Here is an 18812-nt window from a genome sequence, read left to right as displayed (position 1 = left end):
CGACATGACCGCTCCAATCCTGCGCCGCTTAGGCGACCTGCGTGCCAAGACGGGTGAATGGCGCCGTTCTGGTGAAACCATCGGCCTTGTTCCCACCATGGGCGCGCTGCACGCAGGCCACTTGTCGCTGGTGGAAGCCGCCAAGGCGGCCTGCGACCGGGTGATCGTGACCATCTTCGTGAACCCCAAGCAGTTCAACAACCCGGAGGATCTGGCGAACTACCCGCGCACCGAAAACGAGGACGCGGAAAAGCTCGCCCCCTACGGCGTCGACTTGATTTATGTCCCGGACCCGGACCAGATCTACCCGGACGGCTATGCCACTAATGTCTCCGTCAGCGGCAGCATCACAGCGGTGATGGAAGGCCCCTTCCGGCCCGGCCATTTCGATGGCGTCGCAACAGTGGTCGCCAAGCTGTTCCTGCAGACCAGCGCGGACAAGGCGTTCTTCGGCCAGAAGGATTACCAGCAGCTGATGGTGGTGACCCGCATGGCCCGCGATCTGGACATCCCGATTGAGGTGATCGGCTGCCCGACGGTGCGGGAGGCCTCGGGCCTCGCCATGTCCTCGCGCAACCTGCGCCTTTCACCGGACGCGTTGGCCAAGGCCGCGGCCCTCAATGCGGCCATGCGCGAGGCCGCCGTCAAGGCATCCGCAGGTAAGCCCTGGGCGCCGCTGGAAGCCGCCGCGCGCCAGGCGCTGGCAGAGGCGGGGTTCGGCGATGTGGAATACTTCGACCTGCGCTGCGCCGAAACGCTGGAGGCGCTGGACACCCCCTCCCGTCCCGCCCGCCTGCTGGCCGCGGCCTGGATGGATGGCATCCGCCTGATCGACAATATCGACGTGCCGCAAAAATAATTCTGAAGGCTTACCCGCAGCCAGGTCTGCATACCTTAACCAAGGGCGGCGACTGACCCTGGGTGGGTGCGAAGCGCCCTCCCGTGGGGAGGGGCGGGCGCCGCCCAGCGGTGCCTCCAGGCAGAGGTGTTGCGGTTTTCGGAGGTTCATCAACTAAATTTTTAGTAGGGGCTGGTAGCGGTAGCACCTTTGCGTTTATTGTCCCCGGTCAGAGGAGACTGGAGGGCAGCCGATGACCTATATTCTGGCAATTGATCAGGGCACCACGTCGACCCGGGCAATCCTGTTTGATGCAGGTATGCAGGTCGCGGGCACCGCGCAGCAGGAGTTCACCCAGCATTACCCGCAGGCGGGCTGGGTGGAGCATGACCCGGAGGAGATCTGGGAAACCACGGTTGCGGTCTGCCGCAAGGTGATGGCGGATCTGGATGTCTCTGCCGCGGATATCGCGGGTATCGGCATCACCAACCAGCGCGAAACCACCGTGGTCTGGGACAAATCCAGCGGCAAGGCGATCCACAACGCCATCGTCTGGCAAGACCGCCGTACCGCCGCCATCTGCGAGGATCTGCGCAAGGCGGGCCATGCAGAGATGGTGGCGGACCGCACCGGGCTGCTGCTGGATCCCTATTTCTCCGGCACCAAGGTGAAATGGATCCTCGACACCGTTCCCGGCGCACGGGAGCGGGCGGCGGCAGGCGATCTTCTGTTCGGCACCGTGGACAGCTTCCTGATCTGGCGCCTGACCGGCGGCGCCTCCCATGTGACCGACGCCACCAACGCCGCGCGCACGCTGATGTATGACATCCGCAAGGGCCGCTGGAGCCGCACCATCAGCGACCTTCTGGATGTGCCGCAGCAGATGCTGCCGGAGGTGAAGGACAGCGCTGCCGATTTCGGCACCACCGATCCGGAAATTCTGGGCGGTGCGATTCCGATTCTGGGCGTGGCCGGCGATCAGCAGGCCGCAACCATCGGCCAGGCCTGTTTCCAGCCGGGGATGATGAAGTCCACCTACGGAACGGGTTGCTTTGCGCTGCTGAACACCGGGGATGAGCCGGTGGTGTCCAAGAACCGGATGCTGACCACCATCGCCTATCAGCTGGACGGCAAGCCGACCTATGCGCTGGAAGGCTCGATCTTCATCGCCGGTGCCGCGGTGCAATGGCTGCGCGACGGGCTGGGGATCATCGAGCAGGCGTCGGAATCGGGCGAACTGGCCCTGCGCGCCGACCCGGGCCAGGACGTGATCCTGGTGCCCGCCTTCACGGGCCTCGGCGCGCCCTATTGGGAGCCGGAGTGCCGCGGTGGCATGTTCGGCCTCACCCGCAACTCCGGCCCGGCGGAGTTTGCCCGCGCCGCGCTGCAAAGCGTCGCCTACCAGACCCGCGATCTCTATGAGGCGATGCGCGCCGACTGGGAGGATGACAGCCACCACACCGTGACCCTGCGCGTCGATGGCGGCATGAGCGCCAGCGACTGGACGATGCAGAGCCTGTCGGACCTTCTAGGTGCTGCCGTCGACCGCCCGGTGATGCAGGAAACCACCGCACTGGGCGCTGCCTGGCTGGCGGGGATGCGGGCCGGGATCTATCCGGATCAAACCGGCTTTGCCGACACCTGGAAGCTCGACCGCCAGTTCGTGCCGCTGATGCAGCCCGCCGCGCGCGAGGCGGCCTACGGGCGCTGGCAGCGCGCGGTGCAGGCGGTGATCGGAGTCTGACCTCTGTGAAATAGGGCAGGGCAAGGCACTCCCGCCTGCTCCTGCCCATTCACAGAATGGGCCGCACAGTTGGGCGTGGCGCCGCGCTTTGCGCGGCGTTTTCTTTTTGCTGAGAAGCGATGGAAAGGCAGGTCTGCCCTTCCATGCGCCGTTTCGAGCGTGTTCGCGCCCATGTGCGCCTCAAGGATAAACCGTGCCTGCGGCACGGCGGCTGCGCCGTCCTTGACCCGCACATGGGTGCGGGCGTGCCTCAGCTGATGCGGGCGCCTGCCGGGATGGTCGGGGGGCGGGCGTTCAGCTCCTCGATGGAGAAGCCTGCAATCGACTTGTACTTGGCAGCATGGGCGGCCAGTTCCGCCTGCGGGATCACCTCGCTGATGTCTGCAAAGTCTCCACCGCAAAGATCCTCGACCCGCTGCAGCACCCCGTCCGGCCCGCCGCCCGCGCGGTTGGCGAGACCCACTGCCGTTGTGACCGGGCGCACCTCTGCCTCGTAAGCCTTGAGCGCGGCGGATGTGACCCCGTGCTCCAGCAGCTTGGCGCCGATCACCCGTGAGTCCACAATGGCCTGGCTGGCGCCGTTTGACCCCACCGGGTAGGTCGGATGCGCGGCGTCGCCCATCAGGGTCACGTTGCCATGGGTCCAGCGCGCCAGCGGATCGCGGTCCACCATCGGGTATTCATAGACCGCCTCCGCGCCGCGGATCAGGGCCGGCACATCGATCCAATCAAACTGCCAATCCTCGAAATCCGGCAGGAAATCCTGGATGTCCGCAGGCCGGTTCCAGTCTTCCTTCCGCCAAGGGGCAGAGGGATCAAAGCTCTTTTCCGCAATCCAGTTCATCATGACGCGGTCATCACCATCCGGGTGTGAGATCGGGTAGGCCACCAGCCGCAGGTGGTCGTGCCCGATCATCGCCATTGCCGCGCTGCCCTTGAAGGCGGGCGCCCGGGTCGTGGCCCGCCACAGGATGCGGCCGTTCCAGATGGGCGCCCCCTCATCCGGAACCATCTGCGCGCGCAGGGCGGAGTGGATGCCATCCGCCGCGATAACCAGGCTGCCTTCGATCCGCCGCCCGTCCGCCAGCAGCAGCGCGGCACCATCGCCCGTGTTTTCAAACCCCGCGGCCCGCGCGCCGGTCTCGATGCAGTCCGCACCGGCACGCTCTGCCAGCGCACGGTAGAGCATCATCTGCAATTCGCCCCGGTGCACCGAATACTGCGGCCAGGCATAGCCCGCGCCGGTGCCGCGCGGCTCCTCCCAGATCGTTCTGCCCAGCTTGCTGTAGAACCCCAACTGCCGGGTCCTGACGCCGATTGCGTCCAGTTCCGCCTCCAGCCTCAGATCGAACAGCTCCCGGACCGCGTTGGGCTGCAGGTTGATGCCAACCCCCATCGGCTTCAGCTCCTGTGCCGCTTCAAAGATGCGGAACGGCACCCCGATCTGATGCAGCGTGAGCCCCAGGGTCAGCCCGGCAATGCCGCCGCCGGCGATGAGGATGGACATGATAAGCATACTCCCTATTTGCGCGCGCAGATAACCACGGCGTGCAGGGCGGGGCAAGCGGGCAGGGAAGATAAAGAGGTCAGCGCCGCCCGGCGATGATCAGGTCGGGCCCAAAGATCACATCGGCGTAGTTGTGCAGGTAGATCTTCAGCCACGGGGTGAAGCGCTCGGGATGGCGGCTCACCTCGGCCAGCAGGTCGTGGTAATCGACCCAGCGGGTCTCCATCACCTCATCCGGGTTGGCGGCAATCCGCAGCGGCCGGTGGGCGTGGGCCAGGAACACATCCACTGCTTCATGTTCGACCAGGCCGTTGCCGACATCGGCGTGGTATTCCAAGTGGTGGCGGAATTCGGGGTAGAGGCCGGTCAGCCCCAGTTCCTCGTTCATCCTTCGCACTGCGCAGGCCGAGGGCTGTTCATCCCATTTCGGATGGGTGCAGCAGGTGTTCGCCCACAGGCCGGGGGTATGGTATTTCCCCATCGCCCGCCGCTGCATCAGGATTTCCACGCCCTTCACCACAAAGACGGAAACCGCCTTGTGCTTCAGCCCGCGCTCATGCGCGGCCAGCTTGTCGACCGGGGTCAGTTCACCGTTCACCCAGGCGGGGATCATGTGGCTCATGCTGTGTCCGTGACGGTTTTTTTGTTCTGCGGCCTGCCGCATTCCGGCAGGTATAGCAACTACCGCTAACGATTGCCGGCACGGAAAGCAATTACGCGAAAAGCCGCGGCGAAAATGCCGCGGCTTCCAATCCGGTTTTGCCGGTTTCAGCGCTTATTCGGTGGCGGCTTCTGCGCCTTCCTCAGCTGCGGCGCCTTCAACCGGTGCCGGTCCGTGGCTGGCCAGGAAGGCAAAGATATCCTCGCCGCCCTTCTTCAGGCGGAAGGACATTTTCGATTTGGCTTTGGCGTTGCCGGTTTGCTCTTGCAGGAAGGTCTTGGGATCAGTGGTGAAGGCGACGAACTTTTCTTCGTCCCAGACCAGGCCGGCTTCACCCGCCGCGACCAGGTCGTCACCGTATTTGAAGCCTTCAACGGTGCCTGCCTGGCGGCCGGCCAGGCCCCACAGGTTCGGGCCGGTCTTGCCGCCTTTTACGATCACGTCGCCGCTATCCGAAACCACAGTGTGGCAGGATTTGCATTTGTTGAACCCCTTCTCGCCAGCTGCCGGGTCACCTTCGGCAAGGGCGGGGGTGGCGAGGAGGCCGAAAATAGCGGCGGTCAAAAGAGGTTTCATATTGCTTGCTCCAGGTTTGGGTTGGCAGGTGTGACTCATGGTCCAATAGCCCGCAGTGTCAACCGGCAGTTTGACGCGCATCAAATTCCGGCAGGATGCCGCAGCGTTTTAAGGCGCGGACCAGCAGGGCAGCAAGTCCCCGGTTTCCGGGCGGGCGAGACAGACGGCACGGGCAATGGCGCGGCTGAGACACAGGGACGCGGCATGGCAGAGCAGGCCCAGCTCCGCGTCCGGTGCCTCCAGCCTTCGCGCGCCGGTGCTGGCGGCAAAGACCAGATCACCGTCGCCGGGGGAGTGGGCCGGGACAATGGCACGGCCGATGCCGTCATGCGCCGCGGCGGCCAGCCGCTGGCATTGCGCCTTGGTCAGTGCGGCATCGGTGGCAACGATGGCAATAGTGGTATTGGCACGCTCCGGCGGCAGCGGGGCGCCGCCCAGTTTCTGGATGGCCTCGATCTTGCGGCTGTCCATGCTGCGGCCCAGTCCCGCTGCGGGATCGGGGCCCAGCCCGCCGAACTCATCGCCAATCTCAAACGGCGCGGCCCAGAAATGCCGCTCTCCCGGGGTGGTGACGGCGCCGAGCGGATTGGCGGCCACCAGCGCCCCCACCGTGACGCCGCTCTCCAGCACCAGCGAGGCAGAGCCCAGCCCGCCTTTCAGCATCGCGGTCAGCGCGCCGGTGCCGGCACCGGCGGTGCCAAGTTCGAATTCCTCCTCCGCCGCCTCAAAGGCTGCCCGGCCCAACGCGCGGTAGGGATTTTCTTTCCATGCCTTGTCCCCGCCGTTCAAGAGATCGAAGAGGATCGCGCCCGGCACCAGCGGCACCCGCGCCGGACCAACCGGAAAGCCCCGGTCTGCAGCATGCAGCGCGTCCATCACCCCCGAACAGGCATCCAAGCCAAAGGCAGAGCCGCCCGACAGCACCAGCGCGTCGATCCTGGTGACGGATTTGTCGGGCGCCAGCAGATCGGTCTCCCGGGTGCCCGGTGCTCCGCCCATCACATGCACCGACGCAGTAAAGGGCGCGTCCGTGGTCAGCACCGTGGTGCCGGATTTCAGCGCCGCATCCTGGGCGTTGCCGACCAGCAGGCCGGGCACGTCGGTGATCAGGTTTCTGGGGCCGGGGAGCATGGCGGAAAGTCCTTTGTCTGATTGAAGCGCGCTGGCGCGCGCTGCCTCCGGCGGGAGCATTTTCCGGAAAGATGAAAACAGGGAGGCTAGATGCAGCGCCCGCCGTCCACTTCCATCGCGACGCCGGTCACCATGCTGGCCTCATCCGAGCACAGGAAACAGGCGGCATTGCCCATGTCCTCCGGCGTAGAGAAGCGGCCGATCGGGATGGTGGACAGGAACTTGGCGCGCATCTCCGGGGTGTCCTCGCCCATGAAGGATTTCAAGAGCGGCGTTTCGCCCGCCACCGGGTTGATCGCATTGACCCGGACCCCATGCGGCGCCAGCTCCACTGCCATCGTCTTGGTGGCGGTGATCATCCAGCCCTTGGAGGCGTTGTACCAGTTGAGATTGGGGCGCGGCGACACGCCGGCGGTGGAAGCGACGTTCAGGATCGCGCCCGCCTTCCTGGCCTTCATATGCGGCACCAGGGCGCGTGCGGTGAGGTAGACGGATTTGACGTTGACGCCCAGAACCCGGTCGAAATCCTCCTCGCTGATCTCCTCCAGCGGCGCGGGCAGATGGGTGACGCCTGCATTGTTGACGAGGATGTCGAGATGCCCGAAGGCTGCCAGCGCCGCCTCTGCCATCGCAGTGACCGAGGCGCGGTCCGAAACATCCACGGTCTGCGCAATGGCATTGCTGCCCAGTTCCGCCGCCATCGCCTCTGCCGCGGTGATGTTGATGTCGGCGATCATCACCCGGGCGCCTTCCGCCAGGAACTTGCGGGTTATCCCGGCGCCAAAGCCCGAAGCGCCGCCGGTCACGATGGCGGTCTTTCCTGCCAGCCGCATGATATCTCCTCCCGATTTGCCTGGCGTCAGCATGGGCGGAGAGGATGGCGGGTGCAATCCCAGTTCAATCCGGGTCGATCTTACCGCGCGTCGCTTTCAGTTCGCCGCGCTGCTTTTTGGCCTCCAGCCGCCGCTTGACCGAGCCGCGGGTAGGCTTGGTGGCGATCCGCCGCTTGGGCGCCACCAGCGCCTTGCGCACCAGCTCCGCCAGCCGCTCGCGCACGATCTCGCGGTTCCGCTGCTGCGAGCGGGTCTCGTCGCATTGCAGGATGATCGCGCCTTCCTTGGTCCAGCGGCGGCCTGCCAACCGCTTCAGCCGCGACTTGACCGCAGGCGCCAGCGCAGGCGAGCGGGCGGCCTCGAACCGCAATTCAACCGCGGTTGCCACCTTGTTCACATTCTGCCCGCCGGGACCCGAGGCGCGGATGAAGCTCTCGGTCATTTCCCAGTCCTGCAGGGTGATGTTCTCGTTGATGCGGATCATGGCTCTGCTTGTTCGCGGCGGGGGTGTTCCAAAATCGAAAGGGCTGTTCCACACGCGGGGAACAGCCCTTCGAGATGATAGGAGGTGCACCGGTTAGGTCAGCACCAATTCAGTGATCTATACGTACCAAGGGCTGCCTCGGCCGCACTCCTTCTGAACTGTTCCGGCACTGCTCTCCATAGCTTCTCTAGACAATGGGCACCTCCTTTCTGATGTTTCGTGTAAGTTCAGCCTGCCACAGATTCTGCCAATGTCAAAACAAAATCATGTGGCCTTCTTGGTTAACGAACGCACTATGATGCGGAAGGGCACAAGCGCGAGCAGCGCCAGCGACAGTTTCACCAGCCAATCGGCAAAGGCCAGCGAGACCCAGTAGGGCACCACGGGACCCTGCCCGATCAGGGGCAGCATGTCGCCCGCCCAGGACACATCATTGGCCGGATCGATCCAGGCAAGCGAGACGGAAAAGGCGACAGAGAAGAAGATTGCGGTATCGACCGAGGAACCGATCAGGGTGGAGGCCAGCGGCGCCCGCCACCAGCTCCCCTCGCGCAGGGCCGAGAACACCGCGACGTCCAGCATCTGCGCCGTCAGAAACGCCAGGCCAGAGCCGAGCGCGATGCGCAGGGTCACCGCCGGGTAGGTGAAACCGTCGCCCTGCAGCGTGATCTGGGTGCCGATCAATGAACAGGCCACCCCGGTGATGAACCCGGCCATCACCACCTGGCGCGCCGCCGCCGCGCCATAGACACGGTTCATCACGTCGGTCACAAGGAAAGCCACCGGATAGGTGAAGGCGCCCCAGGTCAGCCAGTCGCCGAACAGGAATTGCACCAGGACGTTGGAGGCCACCACCACGGCGGCCATGGCAAGAATGCCGGGAATATGCGAGCGGGTCATCGGTCGGGTCCGTATGTTTCGGGGGCGCGGATAAAATCTCCGCGGCTGCAAAAGACCGGCCCCTTTATCCCGCTGGGATCCTGCCTGCAAGTTTTCCAGGCAGGGAAAGGCTCCCGCCCGCGCCGGGGGCATTGGGGGAATGCCCCTTGCGGTTGGGCCGGGCGCCGCTGCCGCGGCGCGGGCGCGGGTGTCAGCGGGGCAGGGCGTATTCCACCAGCTCGGTGCGCTGCACCGGCAGGAAATTGTCGTCCGAGATCATGGTGGCGTGCAACTGGCCGTTTTCGCCGGCCCAGACCGACAGGCCTTCGAGGTTGTCGTGGGTGCCGGGGCCGGTCTGCAGCAGCAGCGTCTCGTTGATCGGGCCTGCGGCGGTGATGTCCCAGCGGCGCAGTCGGCTGCGGAAGCCCAGCAGGGTCAGGTCCCGCTCCAGCAGGTAGAACCGCCCGTCGGGGCCGAAATCCGCATCCACCGGCAGGAAACCGCCGCGCGGCGGCAGGCTGAAGGGCCGGCTCCAGCGGCGGCCGTTCCAGCGCCAGACCGGGATCTGTCCCTGTTTGTCAAAGGCGCGTTCCGGCAGGGTGTAGAGGCGGCCGCGGGAATCGATCGCCAGTGTCTCCAGCGACTTGTTGAGCGGCAGCTTGCGGAACGCCTTGGGCCGCGGCAGCACCTTGGCCCGGTCCTGCCCGTCACGGTAGCGGGCCACCCGCGCGGAGCCCTCAAAGGAGATGTAACGGCTGCCGTCCGGCCCGATGGCAAGGCCTTCGCTGTCGCCGGCAGCACCGCGCAGGATCCTGCCGGTAGAGGAGCGCAGCCCGTGGGCGGCGCGCGCGGCAATGCCGGAAATCCGGCCTTGGCGGCGTTCGATATCGGTTGTCACCAGCGTGGCGCGGTCGCTCAGCACCGTCATCTCGGTGCCGCCCCCGCTGATCTTCAGCGCGGAAAAGCCGCCGAACCAGGGCTGCTTCAGCTTCCAGGTGTAGCTGCCCAGGAACTGCGCCGTGCTTGCCGCCGCAACGGGGCGGTTGGCCGCGATGGCCGCCGCCGCAATTCCGGCAGCGGCGGCAACAGCCAGGGTCAGTTTGATCGCAGAACGGCAGCGCATTGATTGGGCAGGTCCGAAAGGGTGTAGTCCCGTCTCGGTTTAGGCTTCGGGGCGTTCGGGTCAACCGGTTTCGGCGGCGGCGGGTTCAGAATGTTGTGCACCCATTGCCGGGCATCGGCGCAGCCGTCGCCCTTGGGCGGGGCCGCCTGATCGACGCAGCCGCGGGCGCCGCGCGGGCAGTTGAGCCGCACATGGAAGTGGTAATGGTGCCCCCACCAGGGCCGGATCTTGCGCAGCCAGCGGCGGTCGCCTTTCTCGTCATTGCACATCTGCACCTTGGCACCGGGAAAGACGAAGATCCGCGCCACCCGCTTGTCCTGCGCGGCCGCCTTGAGGATCTCGTGATGCGCCCGCGTCCAGCTGCCGTTGACATAGGCGCCATTGGCCCGGCGCATGGAGATCGAGGAGATGTTCTCGCGGGCGCTGCGGCTGAGGTTCAGCCGGTCCGGCGGCCGCATCCAGATGTCGATGTCCAGCCCGATCTGGTGGCTGCGGTGGCCCGACAGCATCGGCCCGCCGCGCGGCTGGCTGATGTCTCCGATATAAAGCCCCTTCCAGCCGCGCTGTTTCGCGGCCTCGCGGCTCAGGTCCTTGACGAAATCGATCGCCGCCGGGTGGCCCCAGTTGCGGTTGCGGCTCAGCCGCATCGCCTGCCAGGTGGGGCCGGTTTCCGGCAGCTGCTCTGCCCCGGCGACGCAGCCCTTGGCGTAGGAGCCGAACGGCGCGGGTTTCTGCTGCGAGGCGCTGGGCTTGGCCCCGAACAGCGCCTTCGCGGGGGTCTGCGCGCTTGCCGGAACACTTAATCCCGCAACCGCCAGACAGATGGCAATTAACAGTCTCAACCCTGATCTCCTTCTCCTTGAACCCAGAATAACAGTACCAATCCGATCAGAAACAGGCCGATGACCGGGGTGATCCCCAGCCGGGCGCTGCCGGTGACAGTTGTAGCAACGCCGATCAGCATCGGTGCCAGAAACGCGGTGGCGCGCCCCGAAAGGCCGTAAAGGCCGAAACTCTCGGTCGCCTTGGCCGGGTCGGTGTGGCGCACCATCAGGCTGCGGCTGGCGGATTGCAGGATGCCGCCAAAGCCGCCGATCAGCACGCCGCAGCCAAAGAACACCGCATCCGGCAGCTTGGAGCCTTCCGGCAAGGCGATGCCGAATATCTGTTCGCGCGACATGCTGACGATGGTCAGGCAGACAAAGCTCAGCACCAGGATGGAGGTGATGATCACCGGTTTTGGCCCGTATTCGCGGTCTGCCTTGCCGCCGATCCAGCAGAAGATCGTGGCCGCCAGTGCCGCCACGATACCAAAGACGCCAATAAGGGTGATCTGCCAGCCCAGCACCAGCTTGGCGTAAACCCCGCCAAAGCCGTAAAGCCCGTTCAGCGCATCGCGGTACAGCATGGAGGAGCCGAGGTAGCTGGCGAGGCTCACCCGGTTGCGCAGGTTCTTGACCGATTGCACCACCAGCGCCACCGCCTGGCCCAGCGTGCCGCGCTGGCCGGTGGCGCGGCCTTCCCGCACCCACAGGAAATAGGGGATCATGAAGACGGCAAACCACAGCGCGGTGAAGGGGCCGACCGCGCGGGTGCCTTCGCGCGCCTCCGAATCCAGGCCGAACAGCGGGCTGAGGCCGATCAGGGTCCTGCCGCTGGCCTGTTCGACAAACAACAGCAGCATGATGAACAGCGAAATCACCCCGCCCAGATAGCCAAAGGCAAAGCCGGAGCCGGAGACATTGCCGACGTCCTCTTTGCTGGCCAGCGACGGCAGCTGCGCGTTGACGAAGATCAGCGCGAACTCCGCGCCGATGAAGCCAAAGCCGAAGCTGATCAGCATCCACCACAGGTTGCTGCCCGCGGGATCCATGTGCCACAGCCCCCAGGCGCCCAGCACATACATGCACGAAAACATCATGATCCAGGGCCGCCGCCGCCCGGAGATATCGGCCAGCGCCCCCATGAAGGGCGCGCCAAAGCCGATGATCAGGCCGGTCACGGTCAGGCACAGCGACCACACGGTCTGCGCCTGCGCCTTGGCGGCCTCGCCGTCCAAACCCTGTCCGAGGAAATGCTCCGCCGCCACGGCGGCAAAGAACGGGCTGAAAACAAAGGTGACCAGCAGGGTGTGGTAGGGCTGGCTGGCCCAGTCGAAGAACCACCATCCCCAGATGCGCTTGCGCATGGATACCTGCTGCATACCCGGCCTCTTTTTATAGTTGCCTTCAGGTATGGCAGGCGGGCAGGGGCCTAGGCAAGCCCGTCCTGCATCGGCGGCCAGGGCCGGCCGCCATCCGCCGCGCACCAGTCCTTGATCCAGCCGGGCAGATCTGGCGAAGGCGCCGTGTCCTGCCCCAGCGCCTGCAGCACCTGCGCGGGCGGCACGATGCCGTTCCGGTCCGTCACCGCTGTGCGCAGCATCACATGGCTGGCGCAGTCGCCGTTTGCCTTCCACATCGACTGCTCGACATAGATGAATTTTTCATCCCAGCCCGCGGTGCGGCTGCGCATCTCGAATTTCTCGAAACCGCGGATGCGCCGGCGGTAGCGCACCGAGGACCCTGCCACCGTCAGCCCCCAGCGCTGCTGCCGCAGGCAGCGGATCAGCCCGACCCGCTGCGCCAGCATGGTGCGGCCCAGGTCATAGAGCGTCATGGTGCGGCCGTTGTTCAGCTCCATCCACATGTCCAGGTCCCAGGGCCAGCAGATGTGGCTCGAGACATGCATGCCGGTGATCGGCAGCCGCTCCATCCGGCTGGCCAGAACGGTATCCTTGATCAGTCGGACAATCGGGTACATCGGCGCGCGCTCCTTGATGGCATGTGCCTGTGATGCCACCCGTTTACAGCGCGTCAACCGCAACCTCGCGGAAGCCTTGCGCATTTCATTGCGTCTGCTTACCTGTGTGGCTGTTCGAAAGAGGGAAATACCGATGGTCTCGCTGTTCCAAATCCTGATGCTGATCCTGGACATTGTCTGGTTCTTCATCATTGCCCATGTGATCATGAGCTGGCTGATCAACTTCCAGGTCCTGAACCTGCACCAGCAGCTGGTGGCGCAGATCTGGTACGGGCTGAACCGGATATTGGAGCCGCTCTATGCGCCGGTGCGCCGGTTTATGCCCAACATGGGCGGCATCGACCTGGCGCCGCTGGTGGTGCTGATCGCGGTCTACGCGCTGCGCATCATCCTGGTGAACAACGTCTCGGCGTTCTACTGACTTGATTTTTCCATGCAAGGGCTGAGCACGTCCGCGAGCGGAAGCGGAGCGCCCGCCCATGAGGGCGGACGGGCGCTGCCCGGCTTATCGGCCGGGCGGAGCTGATTGATAGTTTCTGAAACCCCTCTCCCCCTTGCCGCCCCATGCCTCCTGTGGGATTGTGCCTGCCAAGCAAGAGCAGACCACCACAACAAGGCACACCGCCCCCATGACAGCCCCGGCATCCCCGGCACAACTGACTGGCGCGTCCCCGATCCTGCGCGAGATCTTCGGCTTTGACGCCTTCCGCCCGGGGCAGGAGGAAATCGTCGACGCCGTGACCGCAGGGGAAAACGTGCTGGCGATCATGCCCACCGGCGGCGGCAAGTCGCTGTGCTACCAGCTGCCCGCGCTGCTGCGCGACGGTATCACCGTGGTGATCTCCCCGCTTATTGCGCTGATGCGCGACCAGGTCCGCGCGTTGCAGGAGGCCGGCGTCAACGCAGGCGCGCTCACCTCCGGCAACACCGACGAAGAGACAGAACAGGTCTGGCAGGCGATCGAGGCCGGGCGGCTCAAGCTCCTCTACATGGCTCCCGAACGGTTGGCTTCCGGCGCCGCCATGGGCATGCTGCGCCGCATCGGCGTCAGCCTGATCGCGGTGGACGAGGCCCATTGCGTCAGCCAATGGGGTCATGACTTCCGCCCGGACTACCTGCGCATCGGCGAACTGCGCCGCGCCCTGGACGTGCCGCTGGCCGCCTTCACCGCAACCGCCGACCAGGAAACCCGGGAAGAAATCGTCCAGAAACTGTTCGACGGCGAGGCCCCCCGCAGCTTCCTGCGCGGCTTTGACCGGCCCAACATCCACCTCGCCTTCGGCGCCAAGGACAGCCCGCGCCGCCAGATCCTGGACTTCGCCGCCGCCCGCAAGGGCCAGTCCGGCATCGTCTACTGCGGCACCCGCGCCAAGACAGAGGCGCTCTCCGCCGCCCTGCGCGAGGCGGGCCATTCCGCCTGTTTCTACCACGGCGGCATGGAGGCCGAGGACCGCCGCATCGTCGAAACCCGTTTCGCGCGCGAGGACGGCCTGATCGTGGTCGCCACAGTTGCGTTCGGAATGGGCATCGACAAGCCCGACATCCGCTGGGTCGCCCACGCCGACCTGCCGAAATCAATCGAAGCCTATTACCAGGAAATCGGCCGCGCCGGCCGCGACGGCGCGCCCGCCGAAACCCTGACCCTGTTCGGCCCCGACGACATCCGCCTGCGCCGCGCCCAGATTGACGAGGGCCTCGCCCCGTCTGAACGCCGCGCCGCCGACCACGCCCGGCTCAATGCGCTCTTGGGCCTGGCCGAGGCGCTGCACTGCCGCCGCCAGAAACTGCTGGGCTACTTTGGCGAAGAGGCCGAGCCGTGCGGCAATTGCGACCTCTGCGACACGCCCGCCGATGTGTTCGACGGCACCACCGTGGTGAGGAAGGCGCTGTCGGCAGTTCTGCGGACAGAGGAATGGTTCGGCTCCGGTCATCTGATCGACATCCTTTTGGGCGCCGACAACGACCGCATCCGTGCCAAGCGCCATGACGAGCTGTCGGTCTATGGCTGCGGCAAGGAATTCGGCAAGCGCCAGTGGCAGGCGGTGTTCCGGCAGATGATGGGCCACGACCTGCTGCGCCCCGACCCGGACCGCCACGGCGCCCTGCGGTTAACCGAAGCGGCGCTGCCGATCCTGCGCGGCGAGCAGTCCATCGACCTGCGCCGTGACACCATCAAATCCGCCGAGCGCCGCCCGGCGGTCAAGGCGCTGGTCTCCGAGGAGGACGCGCCGCTCCTCTCCGCGCTCAAGGCCAAGCGCCGGGCGCTGGCCGAGGCGCAGAAAGTGCCGGCCTATGTGATCTTTCCGGACCGCACCCTGATCGAGATGGCCGAGCAGCGCCCGGAAACCCTGGACCAGATGGCGCGCATCAGCGGCGTCGGCGCCAAGAAGCTGGAACGCTACGGCGATGATTTCCTGAGCGTGATCACCGGTGCGGCGGAACAGCTGCATCCCGCAAGACGCAAGCTGGCGGGGCGCAATTCCGGCTCCGTTTATGACGGGCTTTTGGAAGTGCAGGCGCAGCTAGCGCGCGGCGAATGCGGCACCCTGAAGCCCTTGACCTGCTCGGCCTCGCTGCTGGCAAAGGTGGCGCAGCTGCGCGAAGGCGACGAGGCCGGCATCACAAGGCTGCTGGGGGAGCGCCGCGCCGAACGTTTCGCGGCGGCGTTTCTGGACGTCCTGCGCGGCGCGGGCTAGGGTCGCGCCAAGAAACCGGGCTAGGAAAATTTGGGGGCAGATATGCTGGTAGTAACCTCTCCGGCCAAGAAGCTGGACTGGGCGGAACGGGATCAGGAAATGACCTGGCCCGCGCTGCATAACGATGCGGTGGCGCTGGCTGAGGTGGCCCGCGAACAATCGGTGGCGGATCTGATGAAGCTGATGCACATCAGCGAGGATCTGGCCAAACTGAACCACGCCCGCTTCCAGGACTTTGCCGCCGACCCGAAAGCTGACGCCACCCGCCCGGCGGCGCTGGCCTTTGCCGGCGACACGTATCAAGGGCTGGAGGCCGCCTCGCTTGATGCGGAGGAAATGGCCTGGGCGCAGGAGCACTTCCGCATCCTGTCGGGGCTTTACGGCGTGCTGCGGCCGCTGGACGCGATGCAGCCCTACCGGCTGGAGATGGGCTCGCGCCTGAAAAACCCGCGCGGCAAGAATCTCTATGAGTTCTGGGGGAGCAAGATCTCCGAGGCGCTGAATGCGCAAGGAGAGGCCGTGGGTGCGGAGGTGCTGGTGAACTGCGCCAGCCAGGAATATTTCGGCGCCGTGGATCTGGCGGCGCTGAAGCTGCGGGTGGTCACCCCGGTGTTCATGGAAGACAAGAACGGCACGCCCAAGGTGGTGAGCTTCTATGCCAAACGCGCCCGCGGCGCGATGGCCCGGTATATCATCCAGCACCGCCTGACTGACAGCGAAAGCCTCAAGGACTTCGATGCCGGCGGCTATGCCTACCAGCCGCAGATGTCGGAGCCGGACAAGCCCGTCTTCCTGCGCAAGGCCTGAGCCGCGGCAAGGGGGCAGCTCCCGCCCGTTCCGGCACATTCAAGGAATGCACCGTCCCGGTTGGGCCCGCATGAATGGCGTGCCGGCGCAGCCGGTGCGCCTGCGGGCGCGGGAGGGTTCGGCTGGTCCTGTCCGCAGGGGCAATGGCAGCAGCGCCGGAACAATCCGGAACTCTCGCGGCCCCTGCTGCCAGAGGCCGCTTTCACCGCCAGCGGCGCAATCCGCATCGGATGCACGTTTCCGGCTGGGCCTCCGGTGCGGACCTTCCGGCAGCCCGGCCGGCAGACCGCTGCTCAGAAAGCGCCTGCCGCTGCGGGAGCCGGGTCCTCGTCGTCGTCCAGCGGCTGGGTGCCGGCGGGCGCATAGGTGCGGATCTTGTCGTGGATCAGGGCCTTGCGCAGCGGTTTGGTCAGGTAATGGTCCAGTCCGGCAGCCAGGATGCCTTCTGAATCGCCGGCCATTGCATGGGCAGTCAGGGCCACGATCGGGACATGCCCGCCCGCCCCGGCCCCGGCCTCGATCTTGCGGATCTCTGCGGTGGCTTCCTTGCCGTCCATCATCGGCATCGAGATGTCCATGAAAATCAGGTCCGGATGGAAGTTCTTGAACGCTTCCACCGCCTCCAGCCCGTTGCCGGCAAACCTGAGATCGATGTTCAGCTCCTTCACGATCTTGCGGAACACCAGCTGGTTGGTCTTGTTGTCCTCGGCTGCCAGCACCCGCATCCTGCGGATTCCGGGCTCTGCCGCGGCGGCCGGCGGCAGCGGCGCGGGCGCCGGCGGCGCTGCCGGTCCGGGGGCGGACTCCTGCGCTGCCGGGGCCGCCGCCGGCGGCGCCAGCGCTTGCGCCGGCGCCTCTGCCAGGCTGCCCAGCCGGGCCAGCTGGCTGAACAGATCGTCGCGCGGCGCCGGGCTTTGCAGCACGCCGCTCACCAGCTGGCGGGCCTCCGTGTCGATGGCGGCCTGCGGGCTGGAGTTCAGCAGCAGCACCGGCACCGCGTCCCAGCCGCCGGACTTGAGGTCCCGGGCCAGCTGCAGCCCGTCCAGCCCCGGCAGGTTGTGGCCGCTGATCACCAGGTTGATGCCGTCCTGCATCGCTGCCAGCGCGGCGGCGGCGGTGCCGGCGGTGGTGACCTGGATCCCCAGCATCAGCAGATGCTTCTGCAGGATTTCGCAGTTGAGCGGCACATCGTCCACAATCAGCACATGGCGCAGCGCGCCGGGCAGTTTCGGCAGCGCCTGTTCCGCCGCGCTTTCGGCCGGCAGCGGCAGGCGGAAGCCGAAGCAGGAGCCCTTGCCCTCTTCGCTGTCGACCCAGATCTCGCCGCCCATCATCTCGATCAGCCGCTTGGAAATCGCCAGCCCAAGGCCGGTGCCCTCGAACTTGCGGTTGCGGTCGTCCTCAACCTGGTTGAACTCGCCGAACACGTGGTCGACCTTGTCGGCCGGGATGCCGATGCCGGTGTCCTCAATGGTGACATGCACCGCGTAATGCCTGTCGTCGGGTGAGGAGATGCCGGTCACCCGCAGGGTGACATGGCCCTCGCGGGTGAACTTCACCGCATTGCCCGCCAGGTTGGTCAGCACCTGGCGGATGCGGCCCGGATCGCCGGTGAAACGGGTCGGCAGGAACAGATCGTAATCGACCAGCAGCGCCAGCCCCTTGTCCCGGGCGCTCGGCTGCAGCAGCATCACCACCTCATGCAGGCTGCGCTCCAGGTCGAAGACTTCCGGATGCAGTTCCAGCTTGTCGGCCTCGATCTTGGAATAGTCGAGCACGTCATTGATGATGACCAGCAGCGCCTCGCCCGAATTCTTGATGGTATTTGCATAAAGCCGCTGCTCGTCGTCCAGTTCTGTATCGTTGAGCAGCTCCGCCATGCCGACCACGCCGTTCATCGGGGTGCGGATTTCATGGCTCATATTGGCGAGGAAGGCGGACTTGGCGCGGTTCGCCGCCTCGGCGCGTGCGCGGGCCTCCTGCAGTTCGATCTCGTAGCGCACGGTGGAGGTGATATCGAGCGCCAGCGTGACCATATCGCCGCCGTGGCCGCGCTGGTCGATCAGCCGCAGATAGCGTTCATCCCATAACTGCACCACCACCGGTTCCGGCGCGTCCGATTGCCAGCGGCTGTTCATCATGCTGCACCAGGCTTCCGGGTCCAGTTCGCCGGTATTGATCAGCCCTTCCTCGGCCAGCAGCTGCAGGATCCGGTTATAGGAGACCCCGGGGGTGACCTCTTCCAGCCCGTCAAAGATATTGAGGTATGCGGTGTTTGCGCCGATCAGGATGCCGGCCGCGTCAAAAAAGGCAAAGCCGTCCTGAAAGGCCTGGATCGAATGCCACAGCCGCCGTTCGGCTGTCTCTATCTTTTCGTTGGCGGTGTTGAGGTCGGATTTTACCTTGGCGTTCTCGTCGCGGACCGTGGCGACTTCCGCCTGGGTCTGGCCGATCTGCTTGGTCAGGGCCAGCGCGTGGCGGCCCAGTTTGCGGTTGGCAGCGGACAGTTCGGCCTGCTTCAGCTCAAGCAGCCGTTCGGCGGCCAGGCGGGCGCGCCTTTCTTCCGCTAATTTGTCGGCAAGGCTCATCCCTGCGCACTCCGCAATACATAAACAAGTACGGCGCGCGGCTAATTCCGCACGCAAAGGCAGCAGGGCTGCTCTGCCTTATTGTTACGCTGAGGAATCTTGCTATGACGTTAAGCCCGTGCCAGCCTGCCTCCAGTATTGGA

The 18812-nt window shown here is 65.7% G+C and carries 17 protein-coding genes; 5 read left to right on the top strand and 12 right to left on the bottom strand.

All coding sequences use genetic code 11. The features are described from left to right. Positions 1–4 precede the first annotated feature (4 nt). Both panC and glpK read left to right on the top strand, forming a co-directional pair. Entirely contained in the window at positions 5–859 is an 855-nt protein-coding gene (gene panC, locus KUW17_RS05100) for a pantoate--beta-alanine ligase (protein ID WP_222476484.1), read from the top strand. A gap of 232 nt (positions 860–1091) precedes the next feature. After that, the gene (glpK, locus tag KUW17_RS05095) at positions 1092–2582 is read left to right on the top strand and encodes a glycerol kinase GlpK (RefSeq protein WP_222476482.1); all 1491 of its coding nucleotides are present in this window, start codon (positions 1092–1094) and stop codon (positions 2580–2582) included. Between the two features lie 250 nt (positions 2583–2832). On the opposite strand, the gene KUW17_RS05090 is transcribed toward glpK, so the two are convergent. The 11 genes from KUW17_RS05090 to KUW17_RS05040 all read right to left on the bottom strand — a co-directional run bounded on the left by KUW17_RS05090 (position 2833) and on the right by KUW17_RS05040 (position 12578). Then, a complete protein-coding gene (locus KUW17_RS05090; protein WP_222476481.1) occupies positions 2833–4089 on the bottom strand; it encodes a flavin-dependent oxidoreductase in 1257 nt (418 codons plus the stop codon). 79 nt (positions 4090–4168) lie between these two features. Beyond that, on the bottom strand, positions 4169–4711 hold the full coding sequence (gene idi, locus KUW17_RS05085; RefSeq protein ID WP_222476480.1) for an isopentenyl-diphosphate Delta-isomerase: 543 nt from the start codon (positions 4709–4711) through the stop codon (positions 4169–4171). 153 nt (positions 4712–4864) lie between these two features. Beyond that, positions 4865–5326: a c-type cytochrome gene (locus KUW17_RS05080; protein WP_222476478.1), complete on the bottom strand. Its 462-nt coding sequence runs from the start codon at positions 5324–5326 to the stop codon at positions 4865–4867. A 108-nt stretch (positions 5327–5434) separates the two neighbouring features. Further along, on the bottom strand, positions 5435–6457 hold the full coding sequence (locus KUW17_RS05075; protein WP_222476477.1) for a P1 family peptidase: 1023 nt from the start codon (positions 6455–6457) through the stop codon (positions 5435–5437). Positions 6458–6543: 86 nt separating this feature from the next. Next, positions 6544–7290: an SDR family oxidoreductase gene (locus KUW17_RS05070; RefSeq protein WP_222476476.1), complete on the bottom strand. Its 747-nt coding sequence runs from the start codon at positions 7288–7290 to the stop codon at positions 6544–6546. Positions 7291–7354: 64 nt separating this feature from the next. Beyond that, on the bottom strand, positions 7355–7774 hold the full coding sequence (arfB, locus tag KUW17_RS05065) for an alternative ribosome rescue aminoacyl-tRNA hydrolase ArfB (RefSeq protein WP_222476475.1): 420 nt from the start codon (positions 7772–7774) through the stop codon (positions 7355–7357). A gap of 264 nt (positions 7775–8038) precedes the next feature. Next, positions 8039–8674 carry a queuosine precursor transporter gene (locus tag KUW17_RS05060; protein ID WP_222476473.1) on the bottom strand — a complete coding sequence of 212 codons (636 nt, stop codon included), beginning with the start codon at positions 8672–8674 and terminating at the stop codon, positions 8039–8041. A gap of 190 nt (positions 8675–8864) precedes the next feature. Further along, positions 8865–9776, bottom strand: coding sequence for an esterase-like activity of phytase family protein (locus KUW17_RS05055; RefSeq protein ID WP_222476469.1), 912 nt, complete (start codon positions 9774–9776; stop codon positions 8865–8867). After that, entirely contained in the window at positions 9749–10618 is an 870-nt protein-coding gene (mepA, locus tag KUW17_RS05050; RefSeq protein WP_222476466.1) for a penicillin-insensitive murein endopeptidase, read from the bottom strand. The genes KUW17_RS05055 and mepA overlap by 28 nt, the downstream gene beginning before the upstream one ends. Then, entirely contained in the window at positions 10615–11979 is a 1365-nt protein-coding gene (locus tag KUW17_RS05045) for an MFS transporter (protein WP_222476463.1), read from the bottom strand. Before KUW17_RS05045 ends, mepA begins: the two co-directional genes overlap by 4 nt. 50 nt (positions 11980–12029) lie before the next feature. Continuing rightward, positions 12030–12578 (bottom strand): acyl-CoA thioesterase, encoded by a 549-nt coding sequence (locus tag KUW17_RS05040; protein ID WP_222477532.1) that lies wholly within the window; start codon positions 12576–12578, stop codon positions 12030–12032. Between the two features lie 133 nt (positions 12579–12711). Here KUW17_RS05040 and KUW17_RS05035 point away from each other — a divergent pair, with 133 nt between their 5' ends. The 3 genes from KUW17_RS05035 (at position 12712) to yaaA (ending at position 16081) form a co-directional block, all read left to right on the top strand. Further along, positions 12712–12999: a YggT family protein gene (locus KUW17_RS05035; protein WP_222476462.1), complete on the top strand. Its 288-nt coding sequence runs from the start codon at positions 12712–12714 to the stop codon at positions 12997–12999. Positions 13000–13207: 208 nt separating this feature from the next. Continuing rightward, on the top strand, positions 13208–15274 hold the full coding sequence (gene recQ / locus KUW17_RS05030) for a DNA helicase RecQ (protein WP_261397018.1): 2067 nt from the start codon (positions 13208–13210) through the stop codon (positions 15272–15274). 42 nt (positions 15275–15316) lie between these two features. After that, positions 15317–16081 (top strand): peroxide stress protein YaaA, encoded by a 765-nt coding sequence (gene yaaA, locus KUW17_RS05025; protein WP_222476461.1) that lies wholly within the window; start codon positions 15317–15319, stop codon positions 16079–16081. A gap of 293 nt (positions 16082–16374) precedes the next feature. Here the strand turns inward: yaaA and KUW17_RS05020 are convergent, their stop codons facing one another. Beyond that, positions 16375–18669 (bottom strand): response regulator, encoded by a 2295-nt coding sequence (locus KUW17_RS05020; RefSeq protein ID WP_222476460.1) that lies wholly within the window; start codon positions 18667–18669, stop codon positions 16375–16377. Positions 18670–18812: the final 143 nt, after the last annotated feature.

This window comes from Leisingera aquaemixtae (genome assembly GCF_019801145.1).
Classification (GTDB): Bacteria; Pseudomonadota; Alphaproteobacteria; order Rhodobacterales; family Rhodobacteraceae; genus Leisingera; species Leisingera aquaemixtae_A.
Note: the sequence above shows the minus strand (reverse complement) of the source record. Positions and strands in the feature narration are given on the sequence as shown.

Bases quoted from the DNA above. Each gene is read 5' to 3' on its own strand.
- yaaA (WP_222476461.1), top strand. From the start codon at position 15,317: ATGCTGGTAGTAACCTCTCCGGCCAAGAAGCTGGACTGGGCGGAACGG.
- KUW17_RS05035 (WP_222476462.1), top strand. From the start codon at position 12,712: ATGGTCTCGCTGTTCCAAATCCTGATGCTGATCCTGGACATTGTCTGG.
- KUW17_RS05075 (WP_222476477.1), bottom strand. From the start codon at position 6,457: ATGCTCCCCGGCCCCAGAAACCTGATCACCGACGTGCCCGGCCTGCTG.
- panC (WP_222476484.1), top strand. From the start codon at position 5: ATGACCGCTCCAATCCTGCGCCGCTTAGGCGACCTGCGTGCCAAGACG.
- KUW17_RS05090 (WP_222476481.1), bottom strand. From the start codon at position 4,089: ATGTCCATCCTCATCGCCGGCGGCGGCATTGCCGGGCTGACCCTGGGG.
- arfB (WP_222476475.1), bottom strand. From the start codon at position 7,774: ATGATCCGCATCAACGAGAACATCACCCTGCAGGACTGGGAAATGACC.
- KUW17_RS05060 (WP_222476473.1), bottom strand. From the start codon at position 8,674: ATGACCCGCTCGCATATTCCCGGCATTCTTGCCATGGCCGCCGTGGTG.
- KUW17_RS05070 (WP_222476476.1), bottom strand. From the start codon at position 7,290: ATGCGGCTGGCAGGAAAGACCGCCATCGTGACCGGCGGCGCTTCGGGC.
- recQ (WP_261397018.1), top strand. From the start codon at position 13,208: ATGACAGCCCCGGCATCCCCGGCACAACTGACTGGCGCGTCCCCGATC.
- KUW17_RS05040 (WP_222477532.1), bottom strand. From the start codon at position 12,578: ATGTACCCGATTGTCCGACTGATCAAGGATACCGTTCTGGCCAGCCGG.
- KUW17_RS05080 (WP_222476478.1), bottom strand. From the start codon at position 5,326: ATGAAACCTCTTTTGACCGCCGCTATTTTCGGCCTCCTCGCCACCCCC.
- glpK (WP_222476482.1), top strand. From the start codon at position 1,092: ATGACCTATATTCTGGCAATTGATCAGGGCACCACGTCGACCCGGGCA.
- idi (WP_222476480.1), bottom strand. From the start codon at position 4,711: ATGAGCCACATGATCCCCGCCTGGGTGAACGGTGAACTGACCCCGGTC.
- KUW17_RS05045 (WP_222476463.1), bottom strand. From the start codon at position 11,979: ATGCAGCAGGTATCCATGCGCAAGCGCATCTGGGGATGGTGGTTCTTC.
- KUW17_RS05020 (WP_222476460.1), bottom strand. From the start codon at position 18,669: ATGAGCCTTGCCGACAAATTAGCGGAAGAAAGGCGCGCCCGCCTGGCC.
- KUW17_RS05055 (WP_222476469.1), bottom strand. From the start codon at position 9,776: ATGCGCTGCCGTTCTGCGATCAAACTGACCCTGGCTGTTGCCGCCGCT.